The organism is Streptomyces sp. NBC_00620, from assembly GCF_026341825.1.
In the GTDB taxonomy this organism is placed as follows: domain Bacteria; phylum Actinomycetota; class Actinomycetes; order Streptomycetales; family Streptomycetaceae; genus Streptomyces.
The window spans coordinates 1,399,764-1,419,056 of sequence record NZ_JAPENY010000003.1; the positions used below are offsets into that span (position 1 = coordinate 1,399,764).

The 19,293-nt window shown below is 70.6% G+C and carries 16 protein-coding genes and 2 pseudogenes; 10 read left to right on the plus strand and 8 right to left on the minus strand.

Features of this window, described 5'->3' with window-relative positions:
• Positions 1–84: 84 nt before the first annotated feature.
• The 4 genes from OG246_RS37475 to OG246_RS37490 form a co-directional block, all read right to left on the minus strand.
• Positions 85–759, minus strand: coding sequence for a GntR family transcriptional regulator (locus OG246_RS37475; protein ID WP_266474985.1), 675 nt, complete (start codon positions 757–759; stop codon positions 85–87).
• A 135-nt stretch (positions 760–894) separates the two neighbouring features.
• On the minus strand, positions 895–1,833 hold the full coding sequence (locus tag OG246_RS37480) for a beta-ketoacyl-ACP synthase III (protein ID WP_266473349.1): 939 nt from the start codon (positions 1,831–1,833) through the stop codon (positions 895–897).
• A gap of 135 nt (positions 1,834–1,968) precedes the next feature.
• On the minus strand, positions 1,969–2,106 hold the full coding sequence (locus OG246_RS37485; RefSeq protein WP_266473351.1) for a hypothetical protein: 138 nt from the start codon (positions 2,104–2,106) through the stop codon (positions 1,969–1,971).
• The gene (locus tag OG246_RS37490; RefSeq protein ID WP_266473354.1) at positions 2,081–3,406 is read right to left on the minus strand and encodes an OFA family MFS transporter; all 1,326 of its coding nucleotides are present in this window, start codon (positions 3,404–3,406) and stop codon (positions 2,081–2,083) included. The genes OG246_RS37485 and OG246_RS37490 overlap by 26 nt, the downstream gene beginning before the upstream one ends.
• A gap of 387 nt (positions 3,407–3,793) precedes the next feature.
• Here OG246_RS37490 and OG246_RS37495 point away from each other — a divergent pair, with 387 nt between their 5' ends.
• The 4 genes and pseudogenes from OG246_RS37495 (at position 3,794) to fdhD (ending at position 6,550) form a co-directional block, all read left to right on the plus strand.
• A complete protein-coding gene (locus OG246_RS37495) occupies positions 3,794–4,765 on the plus strand; it encodes a 2-dehydropantoate 2-reductase (protein ID WP_266473356.1) in 972 nt (323 codons plus the stop codon).
• Between the two features lie 47 nt (positions 4,766–4,812).
• Positions 4,813–5,574, plus strand: a pseudogene (locus OG246_RS37500) (molybdopterin dinucleotide binding domain-containing protein); the annotation flags it as partial.
• Positions 5,556–5,696, plus strand: a pseudogene (locus OG246_RS37505) (Fe-S-binding domain-containing protein); the annotation flags it as partial. The pseudogenes OG246_RS37500 and OG246_RS37505, both read left to right, overlap by 19 nt.
• Before the next feature lie 5 nt (positions 5,697–5,701).
• Complete coding sequence (gene fdhD, locus OG246_RS37510; protein WP_266473358.1) at positions 5,702–6,550, plus strand: formate dehydrogenase accessory sulfurtransferase FdhD; 849 nt, start codon at positions 5,702–5,704, stop codon at positions 6,548–6,550.
• A gap of 93 nt (positions 6,551–6,643) precedes the next feature.
• On the opposite strand, the gene OG246_RS37515 is transcribed toward fdhD, so the two are convergent.
• Both OG246_RS37515 and OG246_RS37520 read right to left on the minus strand, forming a co-directional pair.
• Entirely contained in the window at positions 6,644–7,186 is a 543-nt protein-coding gene (locus OG246_RS37515; RefSeq protein ID WP_266473359.1) for an isochorismatase family protein, read from the minus strand.
• A 19-nt stretch (positions 7,187–7,205) separates the two neighbouring features.
• Complete coding sequence (locus OG246_RS37520) at positions 7,206–7,640, minus strand: MarR family winged helix-turn-helix transcriptional regulator (protein ID WP_266473360.1); 435 nt, start codon at positions 7,638–7,640, stop codon at positions 7,206–7,208.
• Positions 7,641–7,826: 186 nt separating this feature from the next.
• Here OG246_RS37520 and OG246_RS37525 point away from each other — a divergent pair, with 186 nt between their 5' ends.
• Together OG246_RS37525 and OG246_RS37530 are read left to right on the plus strand one after the other, a co-directional pair.
• Positions 7,827–9,707: a sialidase family protein gene (locus OG246_RS37525; RefSeq protein ID WP_266473361.1), complete on the plus strand. Its 1,881-nt coding sequence runs from the start codon at positions 7,827–7,829 to the stop codon at positions 9,705–9,707.
• A gap of 10 nt (positions 9,708–9,717) precedes the next feature.
• Positions 9,718–10,953: a DUF4185 domain-containing protein gene (locus tag OG246_RS37530; protein WP_266473364.1), complete on the plus strand. Its 1,236-nt coding sequence runs from the start codon at positions 9,718–9,720 to the stop codon at positions 10,951–10,953.
• On the opposite strand, the gene OG246_RS37535 is transcribed toward OG246_RS37530, so the two are convergent.
• Complete coding sequence (locus tag OG246_RS37535; protein WP_266473366.1) at positions 10,889–11,926, minus strand: bile acid:sodium symporter family protein; 1,038 nt, start codon at positions 11,924–11,926, stop codon at positions 10,889–10,891. The genes OG246_RS37530 and OG246_RS37535 overlap by 65 nt on opposite strands.
• A 148-nt stretch (positions 11,927–12,074) precedes the next feature.
• Between OG246_RS37535 and OG246_RS37540 the strand changes: the two genes are divergently transcribed.
• Positions 12,075–12,944 (plus strand): LysR substrate-binding domain-containing protein, encoded by an 870-nt coding sequence (locus OG246_RS37540; RefSeq protein ID WP_266473369.1) that lies wholly within the window; start codon positions 12,075–12,077, stop codon positions 12,942–12,944.
• A 162-nt stretch (positions 12,945–13,106) separates the two neighbouring features.
• Here the strand turns inward: OG246_RS37540 and OG246_RS37545 are convergent, their stop codons facing one another.
• On the minus strand, positions 13,107–14,087 hold the full coding sequence (locus tag OG246_RS37545; RefSeq protein WP_266473371.1) for an Lrp/AsnC family transcriptional regulator: 981 nt from the start codon (positions 14,085–14,087) through the stop codon (positions 13,107–13,109).
• A 113-nt stretch (positions 14,088–14,200) separates the two neighbouring features.
• Between OG246_RS37545 and OG246_RS37550 the strand changes: the two genes are divergently transcribed.
• From OG246_RS37550 to OG246_RS37560, 3 genes are all read left to right on the plus strand, one after another.
• On the plus strand, positions 14,201–15,688 hold the full coding sequence (locus tag OG246_RS37550) for an MFS transporter (RefSeq protein WP_266473373.1): 1,488 nt from the start codon (positions 14,201–14,203) through the stop codon (positions 15,686–15,688).
• A 296-nt stretch (positions 15,689–15,984) separates the two neighbouring features.
• On the plus strand, positions 15,985–17,811 hold the full coding sequence (locus OG246_RS37555; protein WP_266473376.1) for a long-chain fatty acid--CoA ligase: 1,827 nt from the start codon (positions 15,985–15,987) through the stop codon (positions 17,809–17,811).
• Between the two features lie 208 nt (positions 17,812–18,019).
• A complete protein-coding gene (locus tag OG246_RS37560; protein WP_266473379.1) occupies positions 18,020–19,276 on the plus strand; it encodes an ABC transporter substrate-binding protein in 1,257 nt (418 codons plus the stop codon).
• Positions 19,277–19,293 lie beyond the last annotated feature (17 nt).

The window sequence follows — 19,293 nt, forward strand, 5'->3', positions numbered from 1 at the left end:
GGACAAAGGCGGGCCCCCGGGCATGAAAAACGGGCCACAGCCGAGACTGTGACCCGCTCTCCTGGTGTCCGTGACGCGGTCGGCCTACTTCTCCCGCTCGTGGTACATCTTCCGCGTGTGTTCCGTGTGGGTGCGCATGACCGCCGTGGCGCGCTGTTCGTCACGCTCCGCGATCGCCGCGATCAGCTCGCGGTGCTCGATCCAGGACTGCCGGCCGCGCTGCCTGGCGACCGGCGTGTAGTACCAGCGGACCCGCCGGTCGACCTGTGCGGCCAGCTCGGCGAGGACGGTGTTGCCCGCGAGTTCCATGACCTTCGCGTGCAGCCGGGCGTTCGTCGCGACCGCGCCGTCCACGTCATCGGCCGCGACCGCACGCTCACCCTCCGCACACAGCTCTTCGAGGGCGGCGATGGCCTCGGCGCCCGCGTTGGCGGCGGCGAGCCGGGCGGCCTCGGCCTCCAGGAGCGTACGCACCGTGAGGAGCTGGTCCGCCTCCTCCTCGGTCGGCTCGTGCACGAAGGCACCCTGGGCGGGTCGCAGATCCACCCACCCCTCGGTGCTGAGACGCTGCAGGGCCTCGCGCACCGGCTGCCGGGACACCCCGAGGTGCCCGGCGAGTTCACTCTCGACGAGATGCTGGCCCGGCGCCAGGGCGCGGGTGGTGATGAGTTCGAGCAGCGCCTCGTAGACGCGGTCGCGCAGCGGGCCGGGCCGTTCGAGCTTGGGTACCGCACCCTGCGGCAGTCCTGTCGACAACATCACGGTCCCCTCCTGGGCAGCGTTGTCGCTGCATTGCGAAAGCCAATTATGAATTGTCTTTCGCCTACAGTCTACGGCGCACAAAGGCCAGCAGGCACAGGAGTTGGGCTCTTCACACCATGATGAGAGAGCTGTTCACGGGCAACGGACGACCTGTCCGGCGTACGACAGGTTCCCACCGAAGCCGAACAGCAGGACGGGGTCGCCCGTGGAGAGTTCCCCGCGCTCCACGAGCTTGGAGAAGGCGAGCGGAATGCTCGCCGCGGAGGTGTTCCCGGATTCGACGACGTCACGCGCGACGACGGCGTTGACCGCGCCGATCTTCTCGGCGAGGGGCTCGATGATGCGCAGGTTCGCCTGGTGCAGGACGACCCCGGCGAGGTCCTCGGGGGCGAGTCCCGCGCGCTCGCAGGCCTTGCGGGCGATGGCCGGGAGCTGGGTCGTCGCCCAGCGGTAGACGCTCTGCCCCTCCTGCGCGAACCGCGAGGGCGTCCCCTCGATCCGCACCGCGTTCCCCATCTCGGGCACCGAGCCCCACAGCACCGGGCCGATCCCCGGCTCGTCGGTCGCCTCGACCACGGCGGCCCCCGCCCCGTCGCCGACGAGCACACAGGTCGTCCGGTCGCTCCAGTCCGCCACGTCGGACATCTTGTCGGCGCCGATGACGAGGGCGCGGGTCGCGGCGCCCGCGCGCACGGTGTGGTCCGCGGTGGCCAGCGCATGGGTGAAGCCCGCGCAGACGACGTTGATGTCCATCGCGGCGGGCGAGGGGATGCCGAGCCGGTTGGCGACCCGGGCGGCCATGTTCGGGGAGCGGTCGACCGCCGTGGACGTGGCGACCAGGACCAGGTCGATGTCACTGGGGGTCAGGCCGGCCGCGGCGAGCGCCTTGGCGGCGGCGTGCGCGGCCAGCTCGTCGACGGGCTCGTCCGGACCGGCGATGTGCCGCGTGCGGATGCCCACCCGGCTTCTGATCCACTCGTCGCTGGTGTCCACCAGGCCCGCCAGATCCTCATTGGTGAGCACCTTGGCGGGCTGGTAGTGACCGACGGCGGCGATCCGTGAGCCATTCATGGATGGGTCCCCCTCATTGTGGGTAGCGGGATCCTCCAGTCTGATCAGTGACCCATGGGTACGACGGCAGGTAATGCCACAGGATTGGGGCGCCAGGCTTGTCGGCTTCTGTCAGCCCGTCGGGCGCCCGAACGGTCATCCCGTGAACAGCTGAGTCGCCTTCTGTACGAGCTCGTACACCCCGTAGGCGAGCGGTGCCCCCACCCAGAGCCAGGCGAAGGCGATGAGGGGCCGCCGGTCAGGCGTGTCAGGCGGACTGCTGCTGCTGGACATCGGTGGCCTCCCTGGGGGCGGGGATGTGGTGCCGGACGTGGACGGGTCGTACGAGCTCATTGGCCACGAAGCCGACGGCGAGCAGGCCGATCATGATCAGGAACGACAGACCGTAGAGCGAGGAGCCGGACTTGCCCGCCTCCTCCTGCCGGTCGGCGATCCAGTTCACGATCAGCGGACCGAGGACACCCGCCGTGGACCAGGCGGTGAGCAGCCGGCCGTGGATCGCGCCGACCTGGTAGGTGCCGAAGAGGTCCTTCAGATAGGCGGGGATGGTCGCGAAGCCGCCGCCGTAGAAGGAGAGGATCACCAGCGCGCAGAGGATGAAGAGGGGCTTGGACGAGTCGCCGAACCAGGCGATGGACGCGTACATCAGCGCGCCGACACCGAGGTAGACGCGGTAGATGTTCTTGCGTCCGATCAGGTCGGACGTCGAGGACCAGCCGATACGGCCCGCCATGTTGGCCGCGGAGAGCAGGGCGACGAATCCGGCCGCGGCCGAGACCGACACCGGTGTGGAGGAATCCGCGAAGAAGTCCGTGATCATCGGGGCGGCCTTCTCCAGGATGCCGATGCCCGCGGTCACGTTCATGCAGAGGATCACCCACAGGCACCAGAACTGCGGGGTGCGTACGGCGTTCCGGGCGGAGACCTGCACACCTTCGAGGGCGCTCGGTCCTGCGGCGACGGGCTTCTCGCCGCGCGGCACGCGGACCAGCAGCACACCGAGCGACATGAAGACGGCGTACGTCAGCCCGTGCACGAGGAAGGCGAGCGCGATCCCGGAGGAGTCGGAGCCGAAGGACTCCAGCATCTGTGCGGACCACGGCGAGGCGATCAGCGCGCCGCCGCCGAAGCCCATGATCGCGATGCCGGTGGCCATGCCCGGCCTGTCCGGGAACCACTTGATCAGGGTCGAGACGGGTGAGATGTAGCCGATGCCGAGGCCGATGCCGCCGACGAATCCGTAGCCGAACACGATCAGCCAGTACTGCTCGGTGGCGGCGCCGAGCGCGGCGATCAGGAAGCCGGAGGAGAAGCAGACGAGGGCGACGGTCATCGCCCAGCGCGGCCCGTTGCGCTCCACGAGCGTGCCGCCGAACGCGGCGGACAGGCCGAGCATGACGATGCCGAGCTGGAAGGGCAGCGCGCTCTGGGTACCGCTGAGGTCGAGCGCGGATTCGAGCGGCGGCTTGAAGACGCTCCAGGCGTAGGCCTGGCCGATGGAAAGGTGGACGGACAGGGCCGCGGGCGGGACGAGCCAGCGGCTCCAGCCGGGGGGTGCGACAGGGGGGCTCATGATCCGGAACGATAGGAAGCGGTTGCGCGTTGGGGAACCCGCCCGGCAAAAACTCGTCGACGGTATGCGATGAGCGGTATGCCTGACGCGACGAGCGGCGACCGGGGCGGGGTGAACGGTCCCCCGGAGGTCGCACGGAAGCCAACGAAACCGAGCGCGAGAGCCGACCGGACAGGTCGCGGAAGCTGACGGAACGGGTACCGAGCGCCGACCGAACACCTCACGGCAGCCGGCCGACCGCCTCGCAAAAACCGCGCAAAAGCAGCGCAGGCCGCCACCCACGTGCTGTCCCAACCCTTGCCGCCCATCATTCCATCCTGTAGACAATATTTCGTCGACAGAGTTCGGCAGTTCCTCGGTACCCTCGACCGAACGGAGCGCCACACAGTGAAAGTCGCAGTTCTGGGCGCCGGTGCGATCGGCGCCTACGTCGGCGCCGCGCTGCACCGCGCAGGCGCCGATGTGCACCTCGTCGCCCGTGGACCGCATCTCGCGGCCATGAGGCAGCACGGAGTCCGCGTGCTCAGCCCCCGCGGTGACTTCACCGCGCGTGCCCACGCCACCGAAGACCCGGCCGAGATCGGTCCGGTCGACTACGTCTTCCTGGGCCTGAAGGCCAACTCGTACGCGGCGTGCGGGCCGCTGATCGAGCCACTGCTGCACGACAACACGGCGGTGATCGCCGCCCAGAACGGCATCCCCTGGTGGTACTTCCACCAGCACGGCGGGCCGCACGACGGCCAGCGCATCGAGAGTGTGGACCCCGACGGCGCGGTCAGTGCGGTGCTCGCGCCCGAACGGGCCATCGGATGCGTGGTCTATGCCGCGACGGAGCTGGAAGGACCGGGAGTCGTACGCCATCTCGAAGGCACCCGGTTCTCCATCGGCGAGCCCGACCGGTCGCTCTCGAAGCGCTGTCAGGAGTTCAGCGAGGCCATGCAGGAGGGCGGGCTCAAGTGCCCGGTCGAGCAGGACCTGCGCAACGACATCTGGCTCAAGCTGCTCGGCAACATCTCCTTCAACCCCATCAGCGCGCTGTCCCGCGCGACGATGCGGCAGATGTGCCTGCACGGCGGCACGCGCAAGGTCATCGAGATCATGATGGCCGAGACGCTGGCGGTCGCGGAGGCCCTCGGCTGCAAGGTGGGCATCTCCATCGAGCGGCGGCTCGCCGGAGCGGAACGCGTCGGCGACCACCGCACCTCCACGCTCCAGGACCTGGAGCGCGGCAAACCACTCGAACTCGACGTGCTGCTCGCGGCCGTCGTGGAGCTGGCGGAGATCACCGAGGTCCCGGTGCCGACGCTCCGTACCGTCCACGCCATCTCGGATCTGCTCGCGCTCAGGACCGCGGCATGAGGAGACCCGATCCGCAGGTCCACGCCAGGCCCGCCCACCCGCCGGTCCTGGACGTCGGCGCCGACATCGCGCTGGCCCACGCGGTCGGCCGCGAGATCATCCACGCCGACCTCGCCGACCAGGCGTTCATCGAGCGGGAGACGAGCGGTTTCGAGGAGTACAGACAGCTGGTGGAGCCGTGGACCCCGTCCCTTGCCGCGAAGGTGACGGGCGTACCGGCGTCCGCCGTACGGGAGTTGGCGCAGGCGTACGCGCGGGCACCCGGCACGGCCGAGCCGCCCGACGGCGCCGGCATGGACCATGTACGCGCACTCGCCAACCTGTCGCTGCTGACCGGGCACTTGGGCGTGGCCGGCGGTGCTCGCGCGCCCTTCGCACTCGTCCGGCACGACCCGCCCGTCGACCTGACGGACGAGCGGTACCCGATCCGGCTCACCACGGGACGCCGCCTCGACACCGCGGTGCGCGGCGGTTCCGCTCCGTCGCCGCGGCGGCGGAGCGGGTGCGTCGAGCTGTGCCCGGAGGACGCGGAGCGCTACGGCGTGGCCGTCGGCGAGGAGGTACGGGTCTCCTCGCGGCGGGGCTCGGTGGTGGTGCCGGTGTGGGTCGACACCGAGCTGCGGCCCGGACTCGCGTTCATGGCGGCCGCGCACGTTCCCGACGAGGTGGACACCGGCCTGCTGGCGGTCGGGGCGAACTGCCCCATCGCCGGCACGGCGGAGTTCACGGCTTCGGCGATCCGGATCGAGAGGCTGCCGGCCGGGACCCGGCGGCCCGCGGGCGAGGGGGTGGAGTGGGCCGCCGGCTGATCCTGCGCGTGCAGGACAATGGGACCGTGAAGGTCATCTCACCGCCCGTCGGTCCGGTGATCCACGGATACCTCCGCATCAAGGGCCGCTCAGGCCACCAGTACGTACAGAACCGGGGCTGATCAACATGGGACGAGTCACGGAACGACGCAAGGTGCTCCGAATACGGGACGGGGCCATCTCCACCCGGCCGGACACGCTCGTCGCCGAGGAACCCCTGGAGATCCGGCTCAACGGCAAACCCCTGGCCATCACGATGCGCACCCCGGGCGACGACTTCGCGCTGGCGGCGGGCTTCCTCGTCAGCGAGGGGGTGCTCGGCAGGGCGGACGAGCTGCAGAACATCGTGTACTGCGCGGGCGCCACGGTGGACGGCTCCAACACGTACAACATCGTCGACGTGCGGACGGCGCCGGGCCTGGTGATGCCCGACATCACGCTCGAACGCAATGTGTACACGACGTCCTCCTGCGGTCTGTGCGGCAAGGCGAGCCTGGACGCGGTCCGTACGACGGCCCGCTGGACGATCAACGACACTCCCCCGGTGCGGCTGGAGCCCGAGCTGCTCGCCCGCCTCCCCGACCGGCTGCGGGCGGCGCAGCAGGTCTTCGACCGGACCGGGGGTCTGCACGCGGCGGCGCTCTTCACCGAGGAGGGCGAGCTGGTCGACATTCGGGAGGACGTGGGCCGGCACAACGCGGTCGACAAGCTGGTCGGCCGCGCCCTGCAGAACGGCTCGCTTCCGCTGTCCCGGACGGTTCTGCTGGTCTCGGGGCGGGCCTCCTTCGAGCTGGCGCAGAAGGCGGTGATGGCGGGCATTCCGGTGCTCGCGGCGGTGTCGGCTCCGTCGTCCCTCGCCGTCGACCTGGCCGCCGAGACGGGCCTGACGCTGGTCGGGTTCCTGCGCGGCGCCTCCATGAACGTGTACGCGGGCGAGCACCGAATCGCCCTGCGGGCCGCGGCCACCCAGGGCTGACCGGTTCCCCCGCGGCACACGGCGGCGGGGCCTCGAACGGCGGGGAGCGCCCCCTGCGCCGGAGAGGCCCCGCCTCAGGCCTGAGCCCTGTCGTCACACAGCGGTGAAGCGCACCTCGGACGAGGTCACGACCGTGCCCAGGCGCGGGAAGTTCAGGCCCACCGCAGCCTCGTGCTCGGGTGAGGTGAGGGCGGCCATGGCGTTCTCGACGAAGACGAGGTCGTAGCCGAGGTCGCCTGCGGCGCGGGCGGTGGACTCGACGCCCAGATTGGTGGCGACGCCGCCGAACACCAGGGTGGTGACGGCGCGTTCACGCAGGCGCTCGTCGAGTCCGGTGCCCTGGAACGCGCCGATCGTCCGCTTCACGATCTCCACGTCGCCCTCTGCCGCGAGCCCGGCGGCGAGTTCACTGCCCGGCGGCTGACTGGGAATCCCGGGCCGCTCCACCCGGACGAGCACGACGAGCGCCCCCGCCTTGCGGAACTCGGCCGCCAACTCCTCGGCCACGGCGAGGACTTCGGTTCCCTTACGGGGTTCCAGGGGCAGCCCGACGATGCGGTCCATCAGATCGACGAGCACCAGGGCGGTGCGTGCGGGGTCGAGGGCCAGTCGGGGCTCGGCTTCGGGTGCGTTCATGACGGAACGTTAGCCCGGGTCAGCCGTCCGTACCGGAAATCCGGATCAACAAGCCCATGAACTGCTCCCGTTCGGCTGCCGAGAACGAGGCGAGGAGCTCGTCGTTCGCCTTGTGCGCCGCCTTCTCGCAGCGCTTCAGGAGGCGGTGCCCTTCCGCGGTGATCGACACCGCGTTCTTGCGGCGGTCCCCGGGGTCCGGTTCGCGGACGACGAGGCCGGCGGACTGCAGGTCGTTGAGGACGCCGACCAGGTCCTTGGGGTCGAGCCGGATACGGCGCCCCAGCTCCGCCTGGGCGAGGGGGCCGAGGTCGGAGACCGCGGACAGCGCCACGTGGTGCCACATCTTCATGCCCTCGGCGGCCAGCGCCTCGGCGACGAGCGCGCGGCCGTGGGCGGCGGCCCGGTCGAGGAGCCAGCTGGGGAGGACACGGATGGCGGACAGAGACGCAGACACACAACCATCCTATCCAATAATCATTGGACATCCCAATGATTCTCTGGATATCGTTGGGACTCCCAACGAATCACCACCTCAGGAGAACGCTGCGTGACCGCACCGCGGAGCAACCCCGGCACAGCGATACCCCTGCCCTGACACCTCGTCACCACATGTCCAGACGTACGAAGGGCAGGGCCGCACATGCCGTCGAGTCTCCGCGCTCGTCTCAGATTGACCCTCACCGCTGTGCTGACCAGCGCGTCGATGCTCGCGTTGGCGGTCCCGGCCGGGGCCGAACCGGCCGCGGCCACCGGCGAGTTCGAGCAGCAGGTGCTCTTCAAGGCTTCCCAGGATCCGGGCTACGCCTGCTTCCGCATCCCGGCCGTGGTGCGGACGGCCAAGGGCACGCTGCTGGCGTTCGCCGAGGGACGGGTCCTCAACTGCGGGGACGCGGCCGACGTCGACATCGTGGTCAAGCGGTCCACCGACGACGGGCGTACGTGGAGTCCCCTCCAGGTCGTCAACGAAGGCGACGGCGACACCCACGGCAACCCTGCGCCCGTCGTGGACCGCGAGACCGGCCGCATCCTCCTGGCCGAGACGTACAACACGGGCCGCACCGACAGCGCGAGCTGCGCCGTCCCCTGCGACCGCGCCCCGTACATGCAGCACAGCGACGACGACGGCCTCACCTGGTCGCGGCCGCGCGATCTGAGCGACGAACTCCTCCCGGCCAACTGGAACTCCTGGTACGCCACCGGTCCCGTGCACGGCCTCCAGCTGACCGGTGGCGGGCACCCGGGACGCCTGGTCTTCGGCGTCAACACCGAGACCTGGGAGGGCAACCGGCCCACCGCCAACCATGCCGCGTTGATCACCAGCGACGACGGCGGGAACCACTGGGACATCGGCGCGACGGACACCTGGCCCATCGCGGAGGACGGCACCTTCCGCCAGAAGCCGTCCGAGATCGCGCTCACGGAACGCGCGGACGGGTCCGTCCTGGTCAGCGGGCGCGAGCAGGACGGGGCCGACCTCGGGCACCGCACCCAGGCCGTCAGCCGCGACGGCGGCGACAGCTTCGAAGCACCCTTCAAGGACATCCCGGACCTCTACGCGCCCCAGGTCCAGGGTTCCCTGCTGCGCCTCGGCGACCGGCTGCTGCTGGCCTGCCCCGGCGACCCGGACCGCCGCCGGACGATGATGATCCGCTCCTCCTACGACGACGGGCTCACCTGGGAGAGCACGGACCGCGGCACGGTCGTCACGCCGGACTGGTCCGGATACTCGGACATGGTGGAGATCGGCGCTGACACCGTGGGCCTGCTGTACGAGGGCGGCACGGTCGACGCGCGCGACGAGATCCGCTTCGCCCGCTTCACCGAGGACTGGCTGACACCTAGCCGCGGTGCGGACCCGACGACATCCGACCTCGCGCCGGACGGCGAGCCCGCCACGGTCCTCGGCGGCGCCCGGGAGACGGCGGGCGTGTCGGGCGACGCGCTCCAGTTCGACGGCGCCGACGACGCCGTACGACTACCCTACCGGGAGCAACTCCCCCTCGGCACGAAGAACTTCACCGCCTCCCTGTGGTTCCGCTACACGGCGACCACCGGTGAGCAGCCGATGCTGTGGATGGGCGGGTCCGGGAACTCGCAACCGCAGGTGTGGCTGCGCGGCGAGCCCGAGTCCGGCCGGATCACCGGGCTGATCACCACCAGGGACGGCGCGGCGCCGCCGGCCACGACGTCCGTGCGCACCACGAGCGCGTACAACGACGGGCAGTGGCACCATCTGGCGCTGCGGCGCAGTGCGGGTCAGCTCACGCTGTTCATCGACGGTTCGGCGATCAGCACGCCGGACGTCCCCGGATCGGTCAGCCGGAACTCGCCGTTCGGGGTGCACATCGGCCAACGGATGGACGGCCGGGCGCACTTCACGGGAGCGATCGACGATGTGCGGGTGTACGCCCACGCGTTGAGCGACGCGGAGCTGACCGGTCTGAGCACGGGGAGCATCCTCCCTGTGACTCAGGACACCGTCCTGTGGCTGCCCATGGACCAGGTGAGCGGCGGCCGCTAACGTCCCGTGCGTGCCAGACGACGCCCGAGCACGACGGCAGAACGGGACCGGGCTCGGCATCCTGCTCGCCCTCGTCTGCGCGGCCGTACTCCTCACCGCCCTCCCGGACGACGACCGGGAGGGCGGCGGCGCGTGCACGGCTCGCACGCTCACGTCCTGGGCCGCCGAGGAGCGGCTCACGGACGAGTTCGCCCGGTACGGGGACGACGCCACCCGCACCGACGACTGGACCGGCGGCGACGGCACCCATTCGGTGCGGCTGCCGGACGGGCGGCTGCTGTGGCTGTTCTCGGACACGTATCTCGGCCAGGTGCACGGGCCTCCGAACCCGGTCGGTGAGTCCTACACCTGGCGGGACGCCGCGGCGCCGCTGGTGCGCAACTCGGCGGTGGTGATGTCGGAGTCAGGCCGCCTGGAGCGGACGCTGCCCACCCCCGTGTTCCCCGACCCGGCGCCGCAGCAGTGGCGCTGGCCGGTCGCGGCCCGGGTCGAGCCGCGCTCCCCCGGCTCCTCCGAGCAGGTCGTCCGTGTCCTGCTGTGGACCCGTGCGGCGGGCCAGAGCCCGTGGATCTACGGCGTGCCCACCGCCACCGAGGTCGCCACGCTCTCCCTCCCCGACCTGCGGCTCGAAGGGATCACGACGATCCTGGACCAGCGTGCCGTCGCGGATCCCTCCCGGCGCGTGCTGTTCGGCACCACGGCGGTCGACGCGGGCGACTGGACGTACGTCTTCGGCGGCGACGACGGACAGGCCGCCTCACGGCCCGCCTCGCAGGCGTACGTCGCCCGCGTGCCGCGCGGCGGTCTTGCCGAGCCGGGGGCCTGGGAGTACTGGGACGGCTCGCGCTGGGCGGTGCGGGCGGCTCCGAAACCGGTCCTCGGGGACGGGCGGAGCACGGGGGTGGGCAGCGCGTTCAGCGTGGTGCGCGACGACGGGACGTACGTCCTGTTCACGATGGCCGCCGGCGCGGCGGGCCTGACGACGGTCACCTCGTACTGGGCGTGTTCGCCGACAGGCCCGTGGCGCGGGCCCACCCGGAGCTTCAGCCCCTCGCTCCCCCAGGGCGAGGTGGCGGCGTACAACCCGCAGGTGCACCCCGAGCTGAGCGACGGGAACCGGCTCGTCCTGAGCTACGACGTCAACTGGCTGGACGCGACGGGCACTTCGGGGCAGGCGAACCTCAGCCGGAACGTGTCGCTGTACCGGCCGCGATTCGTGTCTCTGCGACTGGGATCCGCTCCCTGACCACCTCGGGATCGCGGGAGCGCCGCTTGGCGATCACCGCGCACACCATCAGCTGCATCTGGTGGAAGAGCATCAGCGGCAGTACGGCGAGTGAGGCGTGCGCGCCGAACAGCACGCTGGCCATGGGGAGTCCGGAGGCGAGGGACTTCTTCGACCCGGCGAACTGGATGGTGATCCGGTCCTCCCGGTTGAAGCCCAGGGCCTTGGCGCCGTACCAGGTGACCGCGAGCATCACGGCCAGCAGCACGGCCTCGACCACCAGGAGCCCGGCCAGCCGGACGGCGCTGACCTGGTGCCAGATGCCCTGCACCATGCCCTCGCTGAACGCCGTGTAGACGACCAGGAGGATCGAGCCGCGGTCGACGTATCCGAGGATCTTCTTGTGCCGTGCGATGAAGGTGCCGATCCAGCGCCGCAGCACCTGGCCCGCCAGGAACGGCACGAGCAGCTGGAGCACGATCTCGACGAGCGAGTCGGCGGAGAAGCCGCCGCCGGTGCCGCCGAGCAGCGACGCCGCGAGCAGCGGGGTGACGACGATGCCGGCGAGCGAGGAGAAGGAGCCCGCGCAGATCGCGGCGGGCACGTTGCCCCGGGCCATCGAGGTGAAGGCGATCGACGACTGGATGGTCGACGGGACGAGCGTGAGGAAGAGGAGGCCCTGGTAGAGCGGGTCCGTCAGGAACACCGGCACAAGGCCGCGCGAGGCGAGTCCGAGCAGCGGGAACACCAGGAAGGTGCAGGCGAGGACGGTGGTGTGCAGCCGCCAGTGGCGCAGCCCGTCCATCGCCTCACGGGTGGAAAGACGCGCGCCGTAGAGGAAGAACAGGAAGGCGATGGCGGCCGTGGACGCGCCCGAGGCGACGTCGGCGCCCGTACCCCGCGCCGGGAGCAGCGCGGCCAGGCCCACTGTCCCGAGCAACAGCAGGATGTACGGGTCGATCGGCATCCAACTCGGCCACTTCAGGCGTTTCACGGTGCTCCAGTACTCGGTTCTGTGCGGGGTTCAGTACGTCATCGTCTGAGGTCGGGTCGTGCCCTCTCCATCGTCCTCCTCCGAGCCGTGATCGGGAATCCTTCATACTGCTCTGACTGTCATCACGTTTCGCGATAACCTCTGGACCATGTACGACCCGTCCCAGCTGCGTACCTTTCTCGCGGTGGCGCAAACGCTGAGCTTCACGCAGGCCGCCCGGCGTCTCGGGCTGCGCCAGTCCACGGTCAGCCAGCACGTTCGCCGCCTGGAGGACACCGCCGGACGGCAGCTGTTCACGCGCGACACGCACTCCGTGGAGCTCACCGAGGACGGCGAGGCGATGCTCGGCTTCGCGCGCCGGCTGCTGGAGGTGCAGGACCAGGCGACGGCGTTCTTCACGGGGACGCGGCTGCGCGGCCGGCTGCGCTTCGGCGCCTCCGAGGACTTCGTCCTCACCCGGCTGACGGAGATCCTGGAGGGCTTCCGGTACCTCCATCCCGAAGTGGACCTGGAGCTGACCGTCGAACTCTCCGGCACCCTGCACGAACAGCTCGCGGCGGGGAAGCTCGACCTGGTGCTGGCGAAGCGGCGGCCCGAGGACCCGCGCGGCGAACTCGTACGGCACGACCGCCTCGTGTGGATCGGAGCGGAACGCCTCCGCCTCGACCCCGACCGCCCGGTCCCACTGATCGTCTATCCGCCACCGGGCATCACCCGTGCTCTGGCCCTGGAGGCCCTGGAACGCGAGGGCCGGTCCTGGCGCATCGCCTGCACGAGCGGCAGCCTCAACGGACTCATCGCGGCCGCCCGGGCGGGGCTGGGCGTCATGGCCCACTCCAGGGGGTTCGTGCCACCCGGCCTGGTCCGGGTCCCGGAGCGGGCCGGACTTCCGGAGTTGGGCGAGGTCGACTTCGTCCTGGTGCACGGGCGCCGACGGACGGCGGCGCAGGGTGCGGCGGACGCGCTGGCGGCGGCGATCCTCGGGGGCGGGGACCGGTTGCGGCGGGACAGGGCTTAAGCGCTCCGCCCGGAATGCGGCTCGTTCGTCGCAGGCCGGTGGCGCGGCTCCCCGCGCTCCGCAGAGGGCTCCTTTGCTGCGGGCCGGTGGGGGCTGGTCGCGCAGTTCCCCGCGCCCCTTGCGGGGCGCGGTTGTGCACCTGGCTTTGCCGGGTCCGGCCGGCTAGCGCACGGGCCTTGCGTAGGTGAGTTGTTTCACCTTGCGCAGGAACGGTGTCGTCTCGACGTGCCGGACGCCTTTCAGGTTGCCGAGTCTGCCGCTCAGGTAGGCGTAGAGATCGGCGGTGTCGCGGGCGACGGCGGTCGCGACGATGTTCGAGGCGCCCGCCGTCGCCGAGGCGAAGGCGATCTCGGGGTGGGTGGCCAGGGCCTGGCCGACGGAGTGGAGGGCGGCGGGGTCGGTCGTGATCCACAGGCAGGCGGCGAGCGGATAGCCGAGGACCTCCGAGTGGTACTCGACGTCGATGTACACGGCTCCTGAGGCGAACAGCGCGGCGAGGCGGCGTTTGACGGCGGACTCGGAGTGGCCGGTGGCCCGCTGGAGTTCGGGGTAGGTGGCCCGCCCGTCGCGTTCGAGGGCGGCGATCAGCGGCTCGTCCTCCGGGGCGATCCGGGCGGGCCCGGAGGCCGTCACGGGTTCGGGGCGCAGGGCGGCGGCCTGCTCGTGCGTGAGCACCTCGAACTTGGCGGTCCAGCCCGTCGGTCCGCCGTAGAAGCGGTGCAGCAGCTGGTGGGCGCGGATCTCCATGACGCTCGGGGTGCGCGGCAGCTTGCCGAGCAGCAGCTCGTCGTGGTCACCGGGGCGGCGCGGGCGCGAGATGCAGAGCACCTCGGTGCCGCCCGAAGCGAGCCCGATCCAGGCGGTGTCGGGTCGCTTGGCGAGCGCGTCGGCGATGGTGCCCGCGTTGTCGGGGGCACAGCGCAGCCGCAGGATCCACTGGTCCTGGCCCAGCCGTTCGGCATCGCGTACGGCGACGACGCGGAGCCCGCCCTCGGCGCACAGCCTGCGGTAGCGCCGCGCGATCGTCTGGTCGGAGACACCGAGCACGGCCGCGATCCGGCTGAAGGGAGCGCGGCCGTCCGCCTCCAGGGCGGACAGCAGCTGGAGGTCGAGCCGGTCGAAGGTGTCGGATTCCACGCGCATCAGGACCACCCCTGTCGGATTCCGGTACTCCGGCGTCCACGGCCGCCGTGATCGTCCGGCACGACCCCATCGTACGGAGGCATACGCATCGGTGACACAGGGGAGTTGAGGACATGCGTACATGGGGGCCGCTCACAGCGGTGTGCCTGGGGTCGTTCATGTTGTTGCTGGACGTGACGATCGCGATCGTCGCGCTGCCGGACATGGCGCGGGCGCTGCACGCGTCGCTGAGTGATCTGCAGTGGGTGATCGACGGCTACGCGCTCGCACTGGCCGCGCTGCTGCTTGGAGTCGGTGCGGCGGCCGACATCCTCGGCCGGCGCCGGGTGCATGTGGCGGGCGTCGTGCTGTTCGCGGTGGCGTCGCTGCTGTGCGGGCTGGCTCCGGGGCCCGGGATGCTGGTGGCCGCGCGCGCCCTGCAGGGGGTGGGCGCGGCGGCGATGCTCGCGACCACCCTGCCGCTGCTCGGCTCGGCCTATCAGGGGCGGCAGCGGTCGGCGGCGCTCGGTGTGTGGGGAGCCGTGAGCGGCAGCGCGGCGGCGGTCGGTCCTGTGCTCGGCGGACTGCTCACCGAGGGGCCCGGCTGGCGGTGGATCTTCTTCGTCAACCTGCCGGTGAGCGTGGCGTCGGTGTGGCTGACCCTGCGGGTGGTGCCGGAGTCGCGTGGCCCGCGCGGGATGACCGTCGACTGGGCGGGCACGGTGGCGTTCGCGTGCTTCGCGGGGGCGACGACGTACGGGGTGGTGCGGGCCGGGGCCGACGGCTGGACGTCGGCGGTCCCGGCGGGCTCGTTCGTCCTCGCGGCGCTCTCACTGCTCGCGTTCGTGCTGGTGGAGCGGCGGGTGGCGCACCCGCTGCTGGATCTCTCGCTGCTGCGCAAGCCGGCGTTCGTGGGCGTGATGGCGGGTGCGCTCGCCTTCAACGGGGTCGCCTTCGGGGTGCTCGCCTACGTTTCGATCTGGGCGCAGACGGTGCTGGGCCTGAGCCCGGTGCACGGCGGGCTCGTGCTGCTGCCGCTGACGGGGGCGTCGGTCGTGGTCGCGATCCTCGGCGGGCGGCTGCTGCACGGCGTTCCGGCGTGGCTGACCATCGGCGGCGGGCTGCTGCTGATCGGCTCGGGCAGCTGCTGCCAGGCGGTTCTCGACGCCGGCGCGAGCTGGACGGCGCTGGTGCCGGGCCTGGTCCTGGTGGGCATCGGCACCGGGCTCGTCGCCCCGGCGATCGCAGGCGCGGCGCTCGCCGCGGTACCGGCCGAGCGGGCGGGCATGGCGGGCGGCGCGGTCAACACGGCCCGGCAGCTGGGGTACGCGCTCGGCGTTGCCGTGTTCGGCACGGTGCTGACCTCCCGTATGCAGGACACCCTGTCGCACGACGCGGCCCACACCCTGGCGGGCGGTGGCGCCGGGGCACTGCGGGGCGCGCTGTCCGAACAGACGCTGCGGGCCGCGTTCGCGTCGGGGCTCAATTCGGCGTCGATGGCGGCGGGTGTGACGGGGTTGATCGCCGGTGCGCTGGTACTGGTGTTGGTGCGGACGCCGCGTGCCGTGACGGGCGGGGCCGAGAAGCCGGTGGAGCAGCAGGTGGGAGCGGATCTGGGGTGACGTCTGCGGTGCCGGTCCCCGAGCCCCGGGGACCGGCCGATGTCACGCTTTGTGGTCGGAATCGGAACTTCCACATCCGGTTTACGGCTCGGTATGGCTCGTACAGATTCGGTGGAGATTACGGGACGGAAACCTACGGAACCGTAGGCGATTGTGTCCGGCCCTTCCCCATGTGAGGGCATTTCCGCGACTGACCAGTAGGTATGTCGCGCTCTCCGGCGTCCCCGCCCCCTCCCGCCCCACCGTCCGGTGGGGTAGCTTTCACGGCGCTGTGCGGAGCGCCACTAGGAGCGGGATTGCGCGAGTTCACCAACCCTCCGTTGGCGTCGGCGCCGCCGGTGGGCGGTTTGGCCGACGTCGTCTTCGACCATGCCCTCGAAGACCCGCTCCACATCGCCCTCGGCCGCAAGGACGAACAGGGGCAGTGGCGCGATGTGACCGCCGCCGAGTTCCGCGACGAGGTGCTCGCACTGGCCAAGGGGCTGCTCGCCCAGGGGGTCCGGTTCGGGGACCGGGTCGCGATCATGTGCCGTACGCGCTACGAGTGGACGCTCTTCGACTACGCGCTGTGGACGATCGGCGCCCAGGTCGTGCCCGTCTACTCCACCTCCTCCGCCGAGCAGGTCTTCTGGATGCTGCACGACGCCCAGGTGTCGGCCGTCATGGTGGAGCACGAGGACCACGCGATGACGATCGCCACGGTCGTCGACCGGCTGCCGCAGCTGCACAAGCTGTGGCAGCTCGACGTGGGCGCGGTGCATGAGCTGTACGAGGCGGGCGCGCACATCGACGACGAGGTGGTGCACCGGCACCGGCGCGCGGTCACACCCGAGTCGATCGCCACGATCATCTACACCTCCGGCACCACCGGGCGGCCCAAGGGCTGTGTCATCTCCCACGCGAACTTCATGTTCGAGGCGGACACCGTCATCGAGCGCTGGGAGCCGGTCTTCCACTCCAAGCGGGGCGACGAGGCGGCCACGCTGCTCTTCCTGCCGCTCGCGCATGTCTTCGGGCGCATGGTGCAGGTCGCCGCGATCCGCGGGCGGGTCAAGTTCGGGCACCAGCCGCAGCTGAACGCGGCGGCCCTGCTCCCGGACCTGGCCGCGTTCCAGCCGACGTTCTTCCTCGCGGTGCCGTACATCTTCGAGAAGGTCTTCAACGCGGCCCGCCGCAAGGCCGAGAAGGAAGGCAGGTCGGGCCCCTTCGAGAAGGCCGTCGACATCGCCGTGCGGTACGCGGAGGCCATCGAGGAGAAGGCCTGGGGCATCGGACCCGGCCCCTCGGCGGGTCTGCGCGTACAGCACCAGGTCTTCGACAAGCTCGTCTACTCCAAGGTCCGGGCCGCGATGGGCGGCCGGGTGAAGCACGCGATGTCCGGCGGCTCGGCGATGGACCGGCGGCTCGGGCTGTTCTTCGCGGGCGCGGGCGTCTTCATCTACGAGGGGTACGGGCTCACCGAGACCACGGCGGCCGCGACGGCCAACCCGCCCGAGCGCACCCGGTTCGGCACCGTCGGACAGGCCATCCCCGGCACCACCGTGCACATCGCGGACGACGGCGAGATCTGGCTGCGCGGCGACAACCTCTTCCAGGGCTATCTCAACGACCCCAAGGCCACCGACGCCACCCTGCACGACGGCTGGCTCGCCACCGGCGACCTGGGCGCGCTCGACGAGGACGGCTACCTCACCATCACCGGGCGCAAGAAGGAGATCCTGGTGACCTCCGGCGGCAAGAGCGTCTCGCCCGGGGTCCTCGAGGAGCGCGTACGCGACCATCCGCTGGTCGCTCAGTGCATCGTGGTCGGCAACGACCGGCCCTACATCGCGGCGCTCGTCACCCTCGACTCCGAGGCCGTCGACCACTGGCTCCAGATGCGCGACAAGGCACAGATGCCCCCGGGCGACCTCGTGCGCGATCCCGACCTGGAGACCGAGGTACGGCGCGCGGTGGTCGCCGCGAACACGCTGGTGTCGCAGGCCGAGTCGATCCGTACGTTCCGGATACTGGCCCACCAGTTCACCGAGGAGCACGGGCTGCTCACCCCTTCGCTGAAGCTGAAGCGGAAGGCGATCGAGAACGCGTACGCGTCGGAGGTCGAGGCGCTGTACAGGGCGTGAGCGCTGCTTGATGTCGTTCCGGCAGGGCATGAGCCCTGCTTGGAGTCGTTCCGGCGGGGGCATGCGCCCTGCCTGAAGTCGTTCCGGCAGAGCGTGCGCCCTGCCAGAAGTCTCTCTGACGCCTCGTCACTTATCGACGCGTCAGATATTGACGCTCCGTCAGATCCCACGCACACTTTCGGTCACTCGCTACGGAGGGGGACCGACCGTGTCGCGACCGATCCGCACCATCACCGCCGCCATCGCCGCGCTGCTGCTCGCCGCCACCGCCTGCAACTCGGCCTCCAGTGGCGGGAGTTCGGGCAAGGCGGGCAGCTCCGTGCGCGGGGTGACCGACGACTCGATCAAGGTCGGTGGGATCGTCTCGATGACGACCGCCACGGGATACTCCAAGAAGGACACCGACCTCGGCGCGAAGGCCCGCTTCGACCGGGCGAACGCGGAAGGCGGCGTCAACGGCCGCACCATCGACTACCTGGGCGCCGAGGACGACGGGCAGGACCCGGCCAAGAACCTGGCCGCCGCGCGCAAACTCGTGCAGCAGGACAAGGTGTTCGCGATCGCGCCGATGAGCTCGACGACGTTCTCGGGCTCCGACTTCCTGCAGCAGCAGAAGGTCCCCACCTTCGGCTGGGGCACACTGCCCTCCTTCTGCGGACCCACCTACATCTACGGCTTCGGCGGCTGCATGGTGCCGATGCCTGGCGGCACCATCTCGCAGACCTGGCCCGAAGGACTCAAGCAGGTGACGGGCGGCGCAGAGGGCAAGTCCGTGGCGATCCTGGCCAACGACAGCGACGCCGGCACCTTCGCCATCCGCACCTACAAGCAGAGCTTCGCCTCCGCCGGCTACAAGGTGACGTTCGCGAAGTCGTCCGTGCCCGCCGGCGCCGTGCCGAGCGACTGGTCCGCCTACACGAAGGAGATCCTGCGCAGCAACGGCGGCAAGGCGCCGGACGCCGTCGTCTCCGTGATGCAGACCCCGTACAACATCGGCCTGTTCACGGCGCTCAAGCGCACCGGATACGACGGTCTGCTCACCGACCCCACCGACTACGACCCCTCACTGCTCGCCAACAGCGCGACGAAGAAGGCGCTCGACGGGGTGCACATCCTGCTGTCGTTCCAGCCGTTCGAGCAGGACAGCGCGGCGATGACGCAGTTCAAGGAGGACATCAGGCAGGCGGCCGGGAAGGATGTGCCCTTGAACATGCACATGATGACCGGCTATATGTCCGCCGACCTCTTCCTCTCCATCGCCGAGAAGGCGGGCAAGGACCTGACGGTGGCGTCCTTCCAGAAGGCCGCACAGGGTTTCTCCGACACGGACACGATGGTCGGCGACCGCGCCGAACCCCGGGGCCAGAAGGAGTCGTTCGGCTGCGGAGCGCTCGTGCAGCTCAAGGACGGGAAGTACGTGGTGTCGGCGCCCTTCAAGTGCTACACGCCGATTCCCTTCAAGTAGCCGGACAGCAGAGGGAC